General features: G+C 70.1%; 14 protein-coding genes. 9 read left to right on the forward strand and 5 right to left on the reverse strand.

Annotated features, from left to right (window positions below; translation table 11 throughout):
* Window positions 1-62 precede the first annotated feature (62 nt).
* The 3 genes from D7X30_RS02760 (at window position 63) to D7X30_RS42575 (ending at window position 2,822) form a co-directional block, all read left to right on the forward strand.
* Window positions 63-1,469, forward strand: a complete 1,407-nt coding sequence (locus tag D7X30_RS02760) for a serine hydrolase (RefSeq protein WP_120561719.1) — start codon at window positions 63-65, stop codon at window positions 1,467-1,469.
* Window positions 1,470-1,546: 77 nt separating this feature from the next.
* Window positions 1,547-2,311, forward strand: coding sequence for a hypothetical protein (locus D7X30_RS41545; protein ID WP_370051371.1), 765 nt, complete (start codon window positions 1,547-1,549; stop codon window positions 2,309-2,311).
* 355 nt (window positions 2,312-2,666) lie between these two features.
* A complete protein-coding gene (locus tag D7X30_RS42575; RefSeq protein ID WP_233591334.1) occupies window positions 2,667-2,822 on the forward strand; it encodes a hypothetical protein in 156 nt (51 codons plus the stop codon).
* Window positions 2,823-2,837: 15 nt separating this feature from the next.
* On the opposite strand, the gene D7X30_RS02770 is transcribed toward D7X30_RS42575, so the two are convergent.
* Window positions 2,838-4,310: an MBOAT family protein gene (locus D7X30_RS02770; protein WP_120561251.1), complete on the reverse strand. Its 1,473-nt coding sequence runs from the start codon at window positions 4,308-4,310 to the stop codon at window positions 2,838-2,840.
* A 3-nt stretch (window positions 4,311-4,313) separates the two neighbouring features.
* Window positions 4,314-7,049: a GDSL-type esterase/lipase family protein gene (locus D7X30_RS02775; RefSeq protein ID WP_120561252.1), complete on the reverse strand. Its 2,736-nt coding sequence runs from the start codon at window positions 7,047-7,049 to the stop codon at window positions 4,314-4,316.
* A 208-nt stretch (window positions 7,050-7,257) separates the two neighbouring features.
* Between D7X30_RS02775 and D7X30_RS02780 the strand changes: the two genes are divergently transcribed.
* From D7X30_RS02780 to D7X30_RS02800, 5 genes are all read left to right on the forward strand, one after another.
* On the forward strand, window positions 7,258-7,692 hold the full coding sequence (locus tag D7X30_RS02780) for a RidA family protein (protein WP_120561253.1): 435 nt from the start codon (window positions 7,258-7,260) through the stop codon (window positions 7,690-7,692).
* 137 nt (window positions 7,693-7,829) lie between these two features.
* On the forward strand, window positions 7,830-8,891 hold the full coding sequence (locus D7X30_RS02785; protein WP_120561254.1) for a mannose-1-phosphate guanylyltransferase: 1,062 nt from the start codon (window positions 7,830-7,832) through the stop codon (window positions 8,889-8,891).
* A 220-nt stretch (window positions 8,892-9,111) separates the two neighbouring features.
* Window positions 9,112-11,505 (forward strand): serine/threonine-protein kinase, encoded by a 2,394-nt coding sequence (locus D7X30_RS42580; RefSeq protein ID WP_233591335.1) that lies wholly within the window; start codon window positions 9,112-9,114, stop codon window positions 11,503-11,505.
* A gap of 170 nt (window positions 11,506-11,675) precedes the next feature.
* A complete protein-coding gene (locus D7X30_RS02795) occupies window positions 11,676-13,046 on the forward strand; it encodes a phosphomannomutase/phosphoglucomutase (protein WP_120561255.1) in 1,371 nt (456 codons plus the stop codon).
* Between the two features lie 54 nt (window positions 13,047-13,100).
* The gene (locus D7X30_RS02800; protein WP_120561256.1) at window positions 13,101-14,033 is read left to right on the forward strand and encodes an ROK family protein; all 933 of its coding nucleotides are present in this window, start codon (window positions 13,101-13,103) and stop codon (window positions 14,031-14,033) included.
* A gap of 48 nt (window positions 14,034-14,081) precedes the next feature.
* Here the strand turns inward: D7X30_RS02800 and D7X30_RS02805 are convergent, their stop codons facing one another.
* Both D7X30_RS02805 and D7X30_RS02810 read right to left on the reverse strand, forming a co-directional pair.
* Window positions 14,082-15,128, reverse strand: a complete 1,047-nt coding sequence (locus tag D7X30_RS02805; protein WP_120561257.1) for a YCF48-related protein — start codon at window positions 15,126-15,128, stop codon at window positions 14,082-14,084.
* Window positions 15,129-15,189: 61 nt separating this feature from the next.
* A complete protein-coding gene (locus D7X30_RS02810) occupies window positions 15,190-16,083 on the reverse strand; it encodes a DUF547 domain-containing protein (protein ID WP_233591336.1) in 894 nt (297 codons plus the stop codon).
* Window positions 16,084-16,187: 104 nt separating this feature from the next.
* Here D7X30_RS02810 and D7X30_RS02815 point away from each other — a divergent pair, with 104 nt between their 5' ends.
* Window positions 16,188-17,237 (forward strand): Rieske 2Fe-2S domain-containing protein, encoded by a 1,050-nt coding sequence (locus tag D7X30_RS02815; RefSeq protein ID WP_120561259.1) that lies wholly within the window; start codon window positions 16,188-16,190, stop codon window positions 17,235-17,237.
* Window positions 17,238-17,287: 50 nt separating this feature from the next.
* Here the strand turns inward: D7X30_RS02815 and D7X30_RS02820 are convergent, their stop codons facing one another.
* Entirely contained in the window at window positions 17,288-17,497 is a 210-nt protein-coding gene (locus tag D7X30_RS02820) for a hypothetical protein (protein ID WP_120561260.1), read from the reverse strand.
* Window positions 17,498-17,499: the final 2 nt, after the last annotated feature.

Raw genomic sequence — 17,499 nt, forward strand, 5'->3', positions numbered from 1 at the left:
GCCGGGGACTCCTGATTTGATGCCACGACTGGCCCATGCAGGGCCGGATGTCGGAAATCCCCATGCGCCATTCCCTGATGTCGCTCGCGTTGGCTGTCGTCTTCCTGATGGGCCTGCTGGTGGCCCGTCCCGTCCAGGCCCGTGACTCGCTCCGCGAGCGAATCGACGCGTTCGTGCGCGCGGAGCAGAAGCGGCTGGGCGTGCCGGGGCTCGCCGTGGGGGTGGTGAGCCACGGCCGGGTGGTGCTGGCGAAGGGGTATGGCTTCGCGAACCTGGAGCACCAGGTCCCGGTGGGGACGGACACGCTCTTCCAGTCGGGTTCGGTGGGGAAGATGTTCACCGCGACGGCGCTGATGCTCCAGGTGGAGGCGGGGCGCGTGTCGTTGTCCGACAGCGTGACGAAGTACTTCCCGGATGCGCCCGCGACGTGGAAGCCCATCACGGTGCGCCACCTGCTGACGCACACGTCTGGCATCAAGGACCTGGAGGGGCTGCTCGACGAGCGCAAGGACTACACGGAGCAGGAGTTCGCGGAGTTCATCTACAAACTCCCACTGGAGTTCCCGGTGGGGCTGCGGTGGAGCTACAGCAACTCCGGCTACGTGCTGCTGGGCATCCTGGTGAACCGCGTCGCGGGCATGACGTATCAGGAGGTCCTGGCGCGCCAGGTCTTCAAGCCCGCGGGCATGAAGACGGCGCGCGGCATCAGCGAGGCGGACGTCATCCCGAACCGCGCGGCGGGTTACGAGCTGGTGGGTGGCGTGGTGAAGAACCAGAGCTGGGTGTCGCAGTCGTTGAACACGACGGGGGACGGCGCGCTCTACTTCTCGCTGAAGGACATGCTGGCCTGGGAGGAGGCGGTGGCGAAGCGGGCCCTCCTGACGCAGGACAGCTGGGGGGAGATGGTGTCACCGGTGAAGCTGAACAGCGGCGTCACCTGGCCGTATGGCTTCGGGTGGGAGGTGCTGGAGCGCAACGGTCAGCCGCTGCACAAGCACACGGGGTCGTGGCAGGGATTCCGGACGGCCTACTCACGCTTCCTGGGGGACGAGCTGTCCATCGTGGTGCTGGCGAACCTGGACAAGTCGAACCCGGCGCTGCTCGTGGAGGGCATCGCGGCCATCGTGAATCCGGCGCTCGCCGTGCCGCCGCTCAAGCCCATTCCGGACGCGGAGCCGGAGGTGACGGCGAGGCTCACGGAGCTGCTGGAGAAGACGCGGCAGGGGACCTGGGAGCCGTCGATGTTCGCCTACGTACCGGCCAGGTACTTCGAGGAAGCCGGTCCGTTCTTCCGGTCCATGTTGCAGGGGCTGGGGCCCGCGGGGCCGCTGGTGCTGGCGAACCGTGAGACGCGAGGCGACGACCGCATCTACACGTACCTGGTGCAGTTCGGCGCCGCGACGTGGCGGTACCGCGTGGGGCTGACCACGGACAACCGGGTGACCCTGCTCACCCTCCAGGCGAACTGAAGCGGTGGGGTAGGCTCGGCGGGACAGCGCGTCTTGCCGAGGCAGGCCGGGGGGCCGTGGGGGTACTCGTGCGGCGCATGCTTCTTTTGACTCTTGGCGCGTTGCTAGCCTGTGCGAGTTCCAGGCTGTACTACCTGCGAACGGAGTTGCCCTTCCTGGATGACGACCCCAACCTGGCGGTCGTGCCGGGACCCTGGAAGCACCCGGACGTTCCGGTCGTCCTCTCGAATGCGGCGACCATTCCTGATGACCTGGTGCTTCCGGCCCTGAAGGCGCTGATGGCATTGCCTGGAGCGGTGGATGCCTGTGATCCGAACACGAGGCGCCAGCGCCGGGATGCCGTCGAATACTGCGTCTCCATCTACAAGACGCCGCAAGACTGGCGTGTCTCCTGGCCCATCCGGAGCTTCATGGGGGAGGAAGGCAGTTGTCAGCCAGCCTATGGCGGCGTGGATGACGAAGAGTTCGGACCCGATGTGCCCATCTTCGGGTTTGCTCACAACCATCCCTGCGGAACTCCTGTCAGCAGCCGCGACCTGAAGGTCTTTCCCGCGATGAGGCTGGAGCAGGGCGGATGGGTGGTCGTGAGCTACGGCGCGACCCCCAGCGGGAAGCTGATCAGGGACTCTCGTGGTGAATTGGTTCCGGCCTGGGGATGGCTTGCGACAGGGCATCGGGATTCGCCCCGCTTCTACAAGTGGAATCAGGCTGGCCGGATGTACCGGTGGCATGAGCAACGCAGGGACTGGGAGCTGGCATCGACCTGCCAGCCGGGAACGCCACCCGGACCTCTCAGCCATCGAGGAGGCCCTCCGGAATGCATCCCCGCGTTGGAGTGGTAGAAGGTTCACGGCTCCATTCGAGGAGACGCCCATGCTGAGACCCCACGCCCTGCTTCTCCTCGTGTCGCTTCTCCAGGACGGAGGAACGGAGCCGACGCTCAGGCCAGCGCATTCCGTCGTGAGGAATCCGGCGTTTCCTGCCGCCATCCCGGGCGCGGATGCGGGAGCGCCGAGCACGGCGCGCGAGCCCATTGTCGCGGAAGGGATCCAGTGGCCCGATGATCTTCAGCCCCTGGCGACCCTGGACGGGCCCGCGGTCCTTGCCGCTCACGCCGCATTGCAGCGGAGGCTCTCCCGTTATCCCAAGGAGTACGCCAAGAGCTGTGCATTCTCCGCGAAGGGGATGGAAGTCATCGTGGGCGAAGAGCGGGGGATCTACTTCGTCCGCATCAACCCTCGACCCGACAAGTGCGGTTGGGCGCCGGGCACGGTGCTCGCGTTCGACGAATTCGAGCTGTATGCCGTCTCACCCGAGGGCAAGGTGCTGGCTCGGTATCCGTACATGCCCTGAGCGAAGCGCGCGTACTCAGAACTGCAAGTACACGTACGGCCGGGTCTCCAGGGTGGACAGCTGGCGGATGCCCAGCCCCAGCAGCACCAGCACCACGGCTCTCGCGGGCGCGGGCATCTTGAGGAACACGAGCGCCGCGGTGTCGTAGAGCTTCATCGGCAACGTGTGCGCGAGGACCGCGATGGCCAGCATGCTCCACACCAGCGGACCCACGTTCGCCAGGCCTGGGATTCCCGCCAGCATCCGTGCGTAGAACTCACCCGCGTGCGCCATGTCCGGCGCTCGGAACACCACTCGCGTCAACACCACCAGCGTGAACGTGGCCAACATCCCGATTGCCACGCGCGCCGGGCCCGGCTCCTGCTGCTTGCCCTTGAACCACCACCAGCACCGCACCCCGCACAACGCCACGCCGTGCACCGCGCCCCAGACCGCGAAGCGCCAGTCCGCCCCGTGCCACAGGCCTCCCAGCACCATCACCATCATGAGGTTGAAGCACACCCGCGGCTTCGACCGCCGGTTGCCGCCCAGCGGGATGTACAGGTAGTCCCGCAGCCACGACGACAGGCTCATGTGCCAGCGGTTCCAGAACTCGAACAGGTTCTTCGCCAGGTACGGCCGCGCGAAGTTCTCCGGGAACTTGAAGCCGAACAGCGACGCCACACCAATCGCGATGTCCGAGTACCCCGAGAAGTCGTAGTACAGCTCCAACGTGTACGCGACCGCCGCCACCGCGCACTCCGCCGACGAGTACGCGTGCGGACTGCCGAACACCGGATCCACGATGCCGCTGCCCAGCACGTCCGCGATGACCAGCTTCTTCACCAGCCCTACTGCGATGCGGAACAACGCCTTGTTCCCGTCATCCGACGACAGCGTGGGCACTTCCCGGAAGTGCGCCATCAGCTCCGACGCGCGGACAATCGGCCCGCTCAACACGCGCGGGAAGAACAGCATGTAGAGCAGGTGCTCCACGAACGAGTGCTCGGAGCTCGCCTTCCCCCGGTACACGTCCACCGTGTAGCTGATGGCCTGGAACACGAAGAACGACAGGCCCACCGGCAACAGGAAATGGAACGGCTCCGGCCGCACCTCCACGCCCCATGGCCCCAGCAGCGACGACACCGTCCTGCGCAACAGCTCCAGGTACTTGAATCCCGCCAGCAGCCCCAGGTTGGAGACGATGGACAGCACCACCAGCAGCTTGCGCAGCCCCGGCCGCTCCGTGAGCCCCATCCCCTTCACCAGCAGGTGATCCACCGTCACGCCGGCCAGGAAGATGAACAGCGGCACCAGCTTCACGACCAGCTCGCCTGGCGGCATCCCGCCCACGAACGCCGTCAGCGGCACCTGCAGGAACGACACGTAGACCAGCAGGCTGGCCGCCAACAGCAACAGCATCCGCGGCCAGTAATGCCGGTGCACCGCCCAGTAGAGCGCGAACACCGCGATGACGAAGACGACGTACTGGAGGCTGTGGGACAGCACGGCTCAGGGCGCTCCCGCGGCGGAGGCCGTCGGCTCGCCGCCCTTCTTCGTGGACTCGTACGCCGCCATCAGGTCCTTCACGAACGCGTTCGCCAGCACCGCGTACCCCTGCGGCGTCAGGTGCACGCCGTCCGCGTGGCCCAGCGGCTCCGGCTGCCGCTGCCAGCGCTGCATGGAGCGCTCACCGCCCATCGCAGCGCGCGCGGACCAGTACGCGCAGCCCGCGTCCTTCGCCACCTGCGGCAGCGTGTTCAACACCTTCGCCAGTGACGGCGCCTCGTCCCACCGGCCGCTCGCGTCCTGCTGGAGCCGGTCCGTGGGACCGATGATCAGGCACTCCGCGTTCGTCGCCTTGCGCATGCGCGCGATCAACGCCGCGTAGTCCTGGCGCAGCCCGTTCGCGTCCAGGCCCGGCAGCTCCGCCTCGTTGGTGCCGTACCAGAACACCAGCAGGTCCGGACGGCGCGCGGTCAGCTGCGCGTCCATCGCCGGCGCGTCCATGTCCCGCGCAGTGAAGGCCGTGGACCCGGGCAACCCCAGCGCGTCGTACACCAGTCCCGGCGTGTCGTATTCCAGCGACGCGCCCAGCACCGTCGCGCTCCCGCCACCCTCCGGCACCTTCACCTGGACCGAGTGCGCCACGCCCGTCACCGGGAACGAACGGATGCGCACCGTGGGCTGCGTCAGCGGCTCCGGCGGCGGTGCTTCCGGCGGAATCTCCTCGCCGTCCACCGTGATTTCAGGCGCCGCGGCCCCCGGCGCGTCCAGCGCGTACAGGTCCAGCCGGCCCTGGCGGTTCTTGTCCTCCGCGCAGCCCTCGCAGAAGGAGATGCCCAGGCTCGCGCCGGGCGCGCCCACCGCGCGGATGCCGGTGAGCCCCCAAGGGCCTCCAGGCGTGCTCTTCGCGTCCTCCACCGTCCACGCACCGTCCAGCGTGCGCGTCACGCGCGCCGCCTCCAGCCGGGAGGACGGCTTGCCCGCCGCGATGAAGCCCCGGCCCGCGTCGCCGAAGCGCTTCGTCAGCGCGTCGCGGACCTTGTCGGAGAAGTAGTGCGCCGCCGTGTGCGACGCGCCCAGCTGCGCGATGCCCACACGCAGCTTCGCGCCGGATTCCCGGCGGGCCAGTGATTCGAACGTGCGGCGCAGCGCCGGGGTCGCGTTCTGCAGGCCGGTCGTGTCCGTGCCCGGCACGCGCGGCGGATGCGTGCGCGCGAAGGTCCGCTGCAACGCCAGGTCGAACAGGTGGCCCAGCAGGTTGGAGCCGCGCACGCGCGGGTGCACCAGGTCCTCCAGCATCAGGCCGGACTCCAGCCACTTGAGCGCGGAGCCCTCGCCGCCCATCGCCGCCAGCGTGTCGTAGAAGGCGCAGCCTCCCGCGCGCGCCTCCTCGCGGAACACCTCCGCCACCTCCGCCGAGTGCCGGCGGGTGATCACCTCGCCGCTCAGCGTGCGCACGCCCGCGTCGATGGGCGACATGACGAGGCACGCCGCGTCCGGCACCGCCGTGCGCACGCGTGACACCAGCTCCTTTATCTGCGAGCGGACCTCGTCCAGCGTGGTGCGGTCGCGCGAGAGGAAGAACGCCTCGTTGCCGCCCACCATCAACACCACCAGCGACGGCTTGCGGTGCTTGAGCTGCGCACGGAACGCCTGGGGCTGCGCGCGCAGGTACACCTCCGCCATGCCGCCCAGCAGGCCCACCGTGTCGTAGACGACGCCCGGCGTGCCCGACTCCACCGAGACGCCGTGCAGTTCCGTCTTGCCGCTGGCGGTGAGCGTCAGCGTCTTGGCGCCCTCGGGAAGCTTGAGCCGCGCGAAGGCCGCCTCCGCCTTGGATCCAAACGCGCGCGTCTGGATGCGCTGCGTATTCTTTCCGTCCACCGCCACCTGCACGGAGCCGTTCGCGGGCTGGGCCAGGAAGAACAGCTCCGCCTGGCGCGCGCCCTCCACGGAGTAGCGGGTGGCCTGCGCCGGGCCGCTCGTGGAGAAGGCCACGCCCGTCCAGCCCACGCGGTCCTTGGGCCAGTGCGTGTCCACCAGCCGCTCCATCTTCCAGCCATCCGTGCTCGCGGTGCCCGCGCGCGTGGCGCGGCCGGCGCTCGCCAGCCGGTGGATGTAGAGGAAGCCCGGACCGCCCGAACCGAAGCGCTCCTGGAGCCGGTCGCGCACCACGTCCGTGATGTAGTCGGAGGCGATCAGCGAATCGCCCAGGTGCACCACCCGCACCGGCGTGCGCCGCGCGTCCGCGCGCAAATCACCCAGCGCCTTCATGAACGGCGCCAGTCCGTCCTCTTCACACGTCCCGTCCGCGCGCGTCTTCCGGCAGTTGAGCTCGATGTCCACGTGCTTCGCGCCCATGCGCTCGCGCAGCGCTTCCAGCTCCAGCGCGGTCGCCCGCGTGGGGGCGCTCAGTTCCTCCAGTCCGATGCCGGGCACGGCGGGGGCTTCCCCCACCTGCGGGCCCGCCTTCGGATCCGTGTCGTTGGCGGCGGTGTCCGCGACCGCGACCGCAGCGGGCGGGGCGTCCGGGACCATCGTGTCCGAGGGCGGGCGCGGGGCCTTCACGCCGCGCAGCGACGCGGGCAGTGCGATCGCCGCCAGCTTGGGCCCGAGCGAACCTTCCTGACGGAGGCTGGGGAGGGGGCGGAACTTCTCCGGCAATGGCGCCAGGGACAACCCCACCGCCAGCAGCACGGTGAAGGCCAGCGTCCATCCGGTGGATGTGGGTTTGAGGCTCAACGCCGGGGCATGAGACTGGCTTTTCGGGGGCGGGTCAAAACTCTGCCCACATTGTCGCGCCCCATCCCTCGGAGGGCAGGCGGCCGGGCCCCCTTCCTCCGCTGGCGCGACGCGCGTCCAACAGCGCCACGCACAGCGCCGCGTCCAGATTCCATTGAAGACGTGCGAGGCCCTTCACATCGTCGGGCCGGATGGGAGACGGTGAATCATGGGACAGAGCTCAGACTCCTTGAAGACGCCGACCGTGGTGCTGACGAATCCGAAGGGGTTGTTCGACCCGGCGCCCTATGGCTTCTCACACGTGGCGCAGGTAGCGCCCGGCACCCGGCTGGTCTTCCTGGCGGGGCAGGGGGGAGAGCGTGAGACGGGCGCGCTCGAGCCCGACTTCCGCCTCCAGGTGAGGCAGGCGTTCATGAACGTTCGGACGGCCCTCGAGTCCGTGGGAGCGGGCGTCGGTGACGTCGCCAAGCTCACGATGCTCGTGGTGGACCACACGGAGGAGAAGCTGCGCATCATCGGCCCCGAACTGGACGCGGCCTGGAACGGCGGCATGAAGCCGACCTGCACGCTGATTCCCGTCCCCCGGCTGGCACTGGACGCGATGCTCTTCGAGGTGGAGGCCATCGCGGTCCTGCCAGCCTGAGCGGGATGGGAATCCCGTTGAAGGGAACCCATGACCGCGAGCAGCCCCCTTCCTCCGCTGGCGCGACGCGCTATGGTGCGCCGCCGTGCGCGCCAGGCCATGGGCCGGCGTGCGCCCCTAGGAGCTCGCACCCGCATATGGCCCTCTACCCCGTCATCATGGCCGGAGGCTCCGGCACCCGCTTCTGGCCGCTGTCCCGCCAGGCCCGTCCGAAGCAGTTCCTCCCGCTGGCCTCCAAGCAGCCGCTGCTCACCGACACCGCCCAGCGCCTCAAGGGCCTCGCCCCGGTGAAGAACACCTTCATCGTGTGCGGCCCCGTGCACGCGAAGACGGCCGCGAAGCTGGTGAAGGGGCTGCCCAAGGGCAACCTCCTGGTGGAGCCCGTGGCGCGCAACACCGCGCCCGCCATCGCGCTCGCCGCGCTCCAGGTGGCCGCGCGCGACCCCAAGGGCGTGCTCGCGGTGCTGCCGTCGGATCACCACGTCGCGGACGTGAAGGGCTTCCAGCGCACGCTCGCGGAGGCGGCGCGCATCGCGGAAGGCGGCCACATCGTCACGCTGGGCATCAAGCCCGCGCGCCCGGAGACGGGCTACGGCTACATCCAGGTCGGTGACGCGCTGGCGGGCGGCGGCCGCCGCGTGAAGGCGTTCAAGGAGAAGCCCGACCTCAAGACGGCGCAGGAGTACCTGGCCGGCGGCGACTACCTGTGGAACGGCGGCATCTTCGTCTTCCGCGCGGACGTGATGCTGGAGGCTTTCAAGAAGCACATGCCGGAGATGCAGAAGGGCCTGGACGCGCTCCAGAAGGCCGCGGGCAAGCGCACCTTCCCGGCCGTGCTCAAGCGCGTGTTCCCCAAGCTGCCCTCCATCTCCATCGACTACGGCGTGATGGAGAAGGCGGAGAACATCGCGGTGCTGGACGGCGACTTCGGCTGGTCCGACGTGGGCTCCTTCGCCGCCATCCCCGAAGTGCGCCCCGCCGACGCGCAGGGCAACGTCGTCTCCGGAGACGCGGTGCTGGTGGACTGCACCAACTGCGTGGTGCTGTCCGACAAGCGCACGCTGTCCGTCGTGGGCATGCACGACGTGGTGGTGGTGGACTCCGGTGACGCCGTGCTCGTGGTCCCCAAGGACAAGAGCCAGGACGTCCGGAAGGTCGTCGAGGCCCTCAAGGCCAGGAAGCGCACCAGGCTGCTGTAGGCCTTGAGGCGACTTCGCCTCCTGTTTCACCCCACACATTTCTTCCCGGGGCTCCCTGTCGTTTCTACAGGGGGCCCTGGTTCGTTTCGCGGGCTTTGCTGGCACTCGCGGGTGTTGGAGTGTCGCGGTCCGGACGAAAGCGGGCCCCGGGCACGAGGCGCGCGGGTTGCAAGTCCACCCCGCGTCCGCCCCATTTCCGGGGTGACAGGCGGGGATGGCGATGGGCTGCAAGCGCTGCGTGGGCGAACACCGGGATGGGGAGGCGTGCCCCGTCGCTGCCCGGCCTCCGGTGTCGGGGGACTCGCTGGAGGGTCAGCGGCACGGGCCGCTGCTCTTGAAGCGCCGGCTGGAGGTGGGGGCGGTGGCGTCGGTGTACCTGGCGGAGTACGTGCCCACCGGGCACCGCTTCTCCGTGAAGGTGCTGCACGCGCACCTGGCGGCCCGTCCCGCCGTGCGCGCGAGGTTCATCGCGGAGGCGCTGGCGCAGCGCAACGTCGTGCACCGCCACGTGGCGCGCGTGCTGGACGTGCGCCCCGGTCCGCAGGGGTTGCCCTGCGTGCTGCAGGAGGCGCCGGAGGGCGAGTCGCTCAGCGCGATGCCCCTGCCGCTGTCGCCGGCCGAGGTGGGCGAGGTGTTGGATCAGGCGCTCGCGGGACTGGAGGCGGCGCACTCGCGGGGGCTGGTGCACGGAGACCTCACGCTGGATTCGATGTTCGTCACTCGCGACGCGAAGGGCGAGCGGCGCGTGCGGGTGCGCGACTTCGGCGCGGGCGCGGTGCGGGAAGCGGCGCTGTCGCCGGAGGAGCGCACGCAGGGCGTGACGGTGGGCTCGCCCACGTTCATGGCTCCCGAGCAGTGCGAGGGGATGAACCGGAGCCCTCGCGCGGATGTGCATGCGATGGGCGTGGCGGGCTACCTGCTGGTGACGGGCCGGCTGCCGTTCGGCCTGGGGCGCTCCGCGGATGTGACGCTGTTCCCGCCGCACGCCATCAACCCGAACGTGCCGCCCGCGCTGTCCACCGTGCTGTTGCGCGCGCTGGCCGCGAAGCCGGAGGAGCGGTTCGACAGCGCGTGGGCCTTCCGCGTCGCGCTCGCGGAGACGCTGGGCCTGAAGGTGCCGGTGCGGAACGCGTCCGCGGATGCTCCCGAGGATGTGTCCGATGCGCTGGAGGTGGTCGCCACGGCGAAGGAGCCCGCCGAGCCGCACGACGCGGCGGACGACTTCGACATCGTGGAGGACGTGCCCGAATGGGGCATGGCCGCCTCGTCCGTGGAGGATGCGGCGTTGCGCGCGGTGGATGGCGCGCCGTCCGGCGTCCGCTCCGGTGAGGGGGCCATGCGCGCGGAGGTGGCCGCGTTCTGGGCTTCCGCCGTGGCGCTGCTGGAGTCCGCTGAGCCGGAGCTGCCGGCCGAGGGTCCCGCGTCCCACGCGCCGGCCAAGACGATGAAGCTCGGCATCGTCACGCCGAACGCCCTCCAGGCCGCCGCGCCCATCCTGCTGGTGGATCCGGTCTCGCCCCTGGACGTCACGGCGCAGCCCGCGGTGAACCCCACGTCCACGCTGGGCGCCGCGGCCATCCCGTTCATGACCCTGGCGCCGTCGCTGGAGCCCGTGTCCATTCCGTCGCCTCCGCCCATTCCGTTGGTGGACGTCGTCCAGGATGACGCGCCCATTCCGCTGGTGAACCCCGCGCCGCCGCTGGAGGCCTCCGCGCCCCGCACGGACGCGCCCGCGGACCTGCGCGTGCGCCTGGGCCTCACGCCGGGCGAAGTCCTCCAGCCCGTCTCCGTGAGCGACGTCGCCCCAGAAGGCCTCTTCGCCGAGTGCCAGGGCTCACTGCCCCCGCTCGCGGCGCGGCTGACGGTGGAGGTGTCCTTCCGGGGCGAGACGGCCCTGGGCGCCTGCGACGTCGTCCGCCACGTCACCTTCGACGAGGCGCGCACCTGGAACGTGCCCGCGGGCGTCTTCGTCCACTTCTCCGACGAGTTCCCCGCGCTGGGCCGGCTGCTCTCCCGCGCCCTCATGGAGGACGCGGAGCCCGCGCCGGACGCGGAGCTTGCCCGCATGCTGTCCCGCGCGGAGGCCGTCGCCCGGGACCCCTACACGCTGCTGGGCGCGAAGCACGACGCCGACTTCGGCGACATCCACCGCCGCGCCCAGGCCGCCCTGCGCCGCCTGCTCGCCTTCCAGCACCGCCAACTGCCCACCGTGCAGCGCCAGGCCCTGGAGGCCCTGCGCGTGCGCGTGCTGGCCGCGCAGCGGATGCTCGGCGATCCGCTCTCCCGAGTGGGCTACGACGCCACCCGGGGCAACCTGGGCGGCCTTGCCCGCTGCGTGGCCGCGGGCGTCCCGGAGCCCACCATGGAGGCCCTGCGCAGCGCCTTCCTCGCCGCCCGGCCGGAGGTGGAGAAGAAGGCCCGCGCCCTCTTCACCCAGGGGCATGCGTTGGAGGTCCAACGGGCTGTCCCGGCCGCGCTGGAGCGCTACGCGGAGGCCCTCAAGCTGGACCCGCTGAACACGTCCTGGCTGAAGCACTACCAGTCGCTGCTGCGGCGGGTGCCAGTCGGCTCCGGAGCCGGCGTCGGGGTCCATGCCCCCGGGGCCATGGCCTGATGGGGGCCATCAGCCCCTGCCAGGGGTAGGTTCCGCCCTCCCTGGAGGGGCCGGGCGTTCAACAGTCAGCCGGGCTCGTTCGGGCGTGTGCAGCCCCCGGTCCCGCTCGTGTAGTGTCCGACGCCTTCCGTTACGCCCTCCCGGTTCCTGTCGAGGGTGGGGACACTGCCATGAACGCGCACATCTTCCGCGAGTACGACATCCGAGGCCTGGTGGACAAGGACCTCACCATCGAGGTGGTGGAGCTCCTGGGCCTGGGCCTGGGCACCATGATCCGCCGCAAGGGCGGCACCTCCATCGTGGTGGGCCGCGACTGCCGCGAGTCCTCCACGCGCTTCCGCGACGCGCTCGCGAAGGGCCTCACCGCCACCGGCCTGGACGTCTACGACGTGGGCGTGGTGCCGACGCCGCTGACCTACTTCGCGGCGAACACGCTGCCCGTGGACGGCCTGGCGATGATCACCGGCAGCCACAACCCGAAGGAGTTCAACGGCTTCAAGATTGGCGCGGGCAAGACGACCTTCCACGGCCCTGAAATCAAGGAGCTGCGCCGCCTCATCGAAGCGAAGGACTTCGCGACCTCCAACAAGCCCGGCAAGGTCACGCCCTTCGACATCATCACGCCCTACAACCACTTCATCCGCCAGACGGTGAAGGTGGGCCGCAAGGGGATGAAGATCGTCATCGACGCGGGCAACGGCACGGGCGGCGCCATCGCGGTGCCCCTGTTCGAGAGCATGGGCTTCGACGTGGTGCCCCTGTTCTGCGAGATGGACGCGGACTTCCCCAACCACCACCCGGACCCCACGGTGGTGGAGAACCTCCAGGACCTCATCAAGAAGGTGAAGGAGGTCAAGGCGGAGGTGGGCATCGCCTACGACGGCGACAGCGACCGCATCGGCGTCATCGACGACCAGGGCAACGTGCTCTGGGGTGATCAGCTCATGGTGCTCTTCAGCCGCTACGTGCTGAAGGAGTCCCCGGGCGCGGCCATCATCGGCGAGGTGAAGTGCAGCTACACGATGTACGACGACATCGCGAAGCACGGCGGCAAGCCCATCATGTGGAAGGCGGGCCACTCCCTCATCAAGTCGAAGATGAAGGAGGAGCACGCGGAGCTGGCCGGCGAGATGAGCGGCCACATCTTCTTCAAGCACCGCTACTTCGGCTTCGACGACGCGGTGTACGCGTCCGCGCGCCTGCTGGAGATTCTGACGCACGAGAAGCAGTCCATGTCGCAGCTGCTCTCCGACGTGCCGAAGACCTTCGCCAGCCCCGAGCTGCGCTTCGACACGACGGAGGAGAAGAAGTTCGCCATGGTGAAGCGCGCCACGGAAATCCTGCGCGACGCGGGCCACAAGGTGGTGGACGTGGACGGCGTGCGCGTGACGTTCGAGGACGGCTGGGGCCTCATCCGCGCGTCGAACACGCAGCCCATCCTGGTGCTGCGCTACGAGGCCAGCACTGAGGCCCGCGTGAAGGAGATCCAGGCGCTCATCGAGAAGACGGTCGCCCAGGCGCAGAAGGAAGTCGGCGCCTGAGCCTTTCGCGCTCCACGCGAAGCACACGCACGCACGTAAGGGAGGGAGCTGGACATGCCGACGCTGGGAATCGACCTGGGCGGGACGTTCGCCCGGGCCGCGGTGGTGGATGGGAAGGGTGAAATCCTCGCGAGCGCCAAGGTGGCGGTGCAGGACCGCAAGCCGCAGGGTGTGGTGGAGACCATCGCCCAGGCGGCGGAAGAGGCGGTGAAGCAGTCCGGCGTGAAGGTGGACGGCTGCGGCGTGGGCGCGGCGGGGCAGATCCACAAGGACACGGGCGTCATCTCCGTGGCGCCCAACCTGGGCTGGCGCGACGTGCCCCTGGCCGCGATGTTGACGAAGCGGCTGGGCTTCGACGTGAAGGTGGTGAACGACCTGTCCGCGGCGGCGTGGGGCGAGCTGCACGCGGGCGCGGGTCGCGGCGCCCAGGACATCCTGGTGGTGTTCGTGGGCTCCGGCGTGGGCAGTGCCATCATCGCGGACGGGCGGCTGGTGCAGGGCGGCGGCGGCGTGGCGGGCGAGCTGGGCCACATCAAGGTGGTGCCCGGCGGCCGGCTGTGCGGCTGTGGTGAGCACGGCTGTCTGGAGGCGTACGCGGGCGGCCACAACCTCATCGCGCAGACGAAGGAACTCCTGGCATCCGGCGGCTCGCGCGTGCTGGAGCAGCTGACCCAAGACGACCCGTACACCATCACCCCGGTGACGCTGGAGACGGCGGCGGAGGCGGGGGACCCGAAGGCGAAGGAGATCCACGACCGTGCGGCGCACTTCCTGGCGGTCGCGGTGGCCAACTACGTGACGGTGCTCAACCCTTCGCGCCTGGTGCTGGGCGGCGGCGTGCTGACGCATTGCCCGGGCATCAAGCGGCTGGTGCTGGACGGCGTGCAGCAGTGGGCGTCCCGCGTGTCGCGCGAGGGCCTGCTCATCGCCGACGCGGAGCTGGGCGACGACAGCGGCATCATCGGCGCGGCGCTGCTGGTGAAGTGAAGCACCGGGCGCGGGGAGGAAGCTCCCCGCGCCTCTCCTTCTCCGAAGCTACGGCTGTTTCGGCGCGGTGAAGGCCAGCTTCGCGATGCGCCCCTCCTCACCCACGGCCCAGGCCGTGTCCTGTTTGCGAGGCGGCGTGGACACGGCGTGGAAGCCGGTGGCGTCCAGCGGCTCCCACGTCCTGCCCGCGTCCTTCGACACGTCCGAACCCGTGGGCCCTACGGTGACGAGCCACATCTTCTTCTCGGGCGTGAACGGAGCCACGCAGGAGCGGTAGCCTCCGGGCGCCTTCTCCGGCACGGTCCACTTGCGCTTGCCCGCGTCCAGCGTGAGCGCCGCGTTGCCGGTGGCCACCTCCGGCTGCTTGTAGTTGCCGCCCACCGCGACGCCCGCCATGGAGCTCCAGAAATAGAGCGAGAACACGCCCGCGCCTTCGCCCGTGGCCAGCGGCGTGGGCGCGATGCCCCAGGTCTTGCCCCGGTCCGCCGAGTGGAGCACGCGCGCGATGGAGCCCCCCAGCCCGAACCAGACGTGGGACCTGCCGTACACCGCGATGCTCGTGCCGCTGGCCGCGAAGCCTGCTTCACCCTCGAGCGCGGCCGGCAGTGCCCCTTGCGGCACGGGCTTCCACGTCGCGCCGCCGTCCTCCGTGGTGATGACGACGAAGTGCCTGTCCACCGGGTCGCTGAACGCGATGCCGTGCTTTTCGTCCCAGAAGGCCATCCCGTTGAAGAAGGCTCCGGGCACGGTGTTGGTGAACTGGAGCGTCCAGTGCGCGCCGCCGTCCGTCGTCTTGTAGATGCGCGACTTGTCACCCGCGCCAATGGACAGCACGTAGGCGGTGCGGTCGCTGAAGGCATCCACGTCGCGGAAGTCCAACGCTTCCGCATCCGGCACGGGGGCCCGCGTCCACGTCTTGCCACCATCCGTGGTGCGCACGACGGTGCCCTTGTCTCCGCTGGCCCACGCGACGCGGCCGTCCACCGCGCTCACGCCGCGAAGCCGCACCGTCGTCCCGCTCGCCTGCGGCTCCCACTTCATGTCCGCGCTCCCCAGGGCCAGCCACGCCGCCAGCCACACCGCTCCCATCGTCATGTTCCGGTGCCTCCCGCGTGTTCGTCCGCGAAGGTGGGACGCTAGCCGAGAAGGGGCTGCGTCAGCGCCGCTCGGCGGTGCTCGCGGCGTCGGGCAGCGAGGTGTCCTCGGGGACGAAGGCGATGCGGCACTTGTCCAGGTCGGGGCCGCAGGCGCGGTCCAGGTCGCCGCGCGTGTCGCAGCCCGGGCGCTCCTCGCAGGTGTCCGGCAGGAAGGCCCAGACGAACTGGAGCACGTTGCCGCCACGGCCCTCCGGCAGCGCGTTGAGGAAGTCCTCCTTCCGCTCCTCGAACAGGTGCGCCAGGCGCACGGTCTTGTCCTCCAGCTTCACGTTCCGCGCATCCCCCACGTACTGGCGGCTGGCGTCGTTGAGCTGGGCGTCCAGGAACTCCGGCTGATAGGGCGCGCCGTCCAACCGGGGCCCTCCGCGCGTCCCCCGGAAGAGGGCGAAGTGCACACGCGGGTCGGCGTACTCACCCAGGAGGATGCGCTGCTCCAGGGCGTACAGCGTCAGCCGCTCGCCGCCCACCGGCCACGTGCGGCCCCAGTAGAAGCGGCCGAACCAGGACGCCTCCACCCCGTTCGGGTAGCGCTCCACGAGCTGCATGAGCACCAGCGCGTTGTACGCGTTGATCCAGTACGCCATCCCGTCCTCGGGCGACGGGAAGAGCTCCGGCTTCCGGTGCGGAGACACCGCCGCGAGCGACGCGACGAAGCGCTCCAGCGCCGCGCGGTCGCGCTTCAGGCCCTCGAAGTCCAGGTCCCCGCTGGGGCGCACATGGTTCAGCGCCTGCGCGTAGTCCGTGTAGCCAAAGGGCCCGGCCGCCGGGGGCACCGGTGCCGGCAGTGCGCCGCGCACGTACAGCCACGCTCCCGCGGCGAGCACCACCAGCACGGCCATGGTCGCCACGGCGAACCAGCGCGCACGGCGGCGGGGAGGGACGGGAGCTTTCACGGCCGGGCAGTCTATGCCACCCGCGAGTCCGGTCTCTCACACCTTCAGGTCTTCGCGCGACCCACCCGGGGTCCGCCACGACAGGCCGCTATACTGCCAGTGCCATGGAGCCTACCCCCGACGTCGTCAGGCATTTCCATCCGGTGCTCCCCTCCCGCCAGCTCCGCCGCCAGCCCGTCCGCGTGGAGCTGGCGGGCCACGCCTACGCGCTCTTCCGGGACGCCTCCGGCAAGGCCGCGGCGCTGTCGGACGCGTGTCCGCACCGCTTCGCGCCGCTGTCGAAGGGCACCGTGACGAAGGAGGGGCAGCTCCAGTGCCCGTACCATGGCTGGCGCTTCGACTCGCGAGGGCACGGCACCAACCCCAGCCAGCCGGAGCTGCGCCACTGCGAGGCGAAGAGCTTCCAGGTGGTGGAGCGCCACGGCTACCTCTGGCTCGCGCACGCGGACACGCCCGAGTCCGCGATGCCGGAGCTCTCCGGCGGGGACTACGTCTTCGGCGGGACGTTCTCCACGCTGTTCCAGGCGCCGCTGCACGTGGCGCTCGACAACTTCAGCGAGGACGAGCACACGCCCTTCGTCCACACCCGGCTGGGGTGGAGCGGCGCGCAGGCGGGCGAGGTGCAGTTCGAGGCGCACAACCACGAGGACCACACGGAGGTGCACTACCGCGCCCCGCAGCGGCCCGCGCCCATCATGCGCCTGCTCGCGGTGGGCAAGGGGGACCTCTTCCGCAATGACTGGGTGACGCGCTTCGACCCGGTGCGCAGCGTCTACACCGTCAGCTGGATCCAGCCCTCTGGAGCGCCGCGTCCCTTCATCACGCAGGCGCACATCTTCTTCGTGCCGGAGACGGTGCGCACCACGCGCCTGCACGTCTTCTCCTTCCTGCGCACGACGGTGCCCGCGCTACGGCCCCTGCTGCCGGCGGCGGCGAAGGCCGCGCTGGGCCTCACCTGGTGGGAGGTGCGCGATGACGCGCGCTTCATCCCCACCGTGGCGGACACGCCCTACAGCCACAAGGGCATGCGGCTGGACAAGTACGACAAGCCGCTGGTGCACCAGCGCAAGCTCATGGAGCGCATCTACTACGCGCACGCGGCGCACGAGCCTGAGCCGGCGGTGCCCCAGGTCCGCGACGCCACCGGCACCTGAACGACAAGGACTGCCGTGGCATCGCGAGGACCGGTGGGACACGCGCGCCCTCAGTGCATCGGCGCGGGCTCTTCGTAGACGGGCACCGTCTCGCCGGTGCGGGCCTCGTAGGCGTTGCAGCCGCTGTTGCCGGAGACCACGAGCGCGAACTGCTTGAGCTCCGGCTGGTTGCAGCTCTGCGTCGCGTCGTCGCTCGGCTCGTCGCTGTTGCCCGCGAAGAACCGACAGTTCTTGCAGTTGCCCCAGGATGCATCCGCCATGG

Source organism: Corallococcus sp. AB011P (assembly GCF_003611605.1).
Taxonomy (GTDB): domain Bacteria; phylum Myxococcota; class Myxococcia; order Myxococcales; family Myxococcaceae; genus Corallococcus; species Corallococcus coralloides.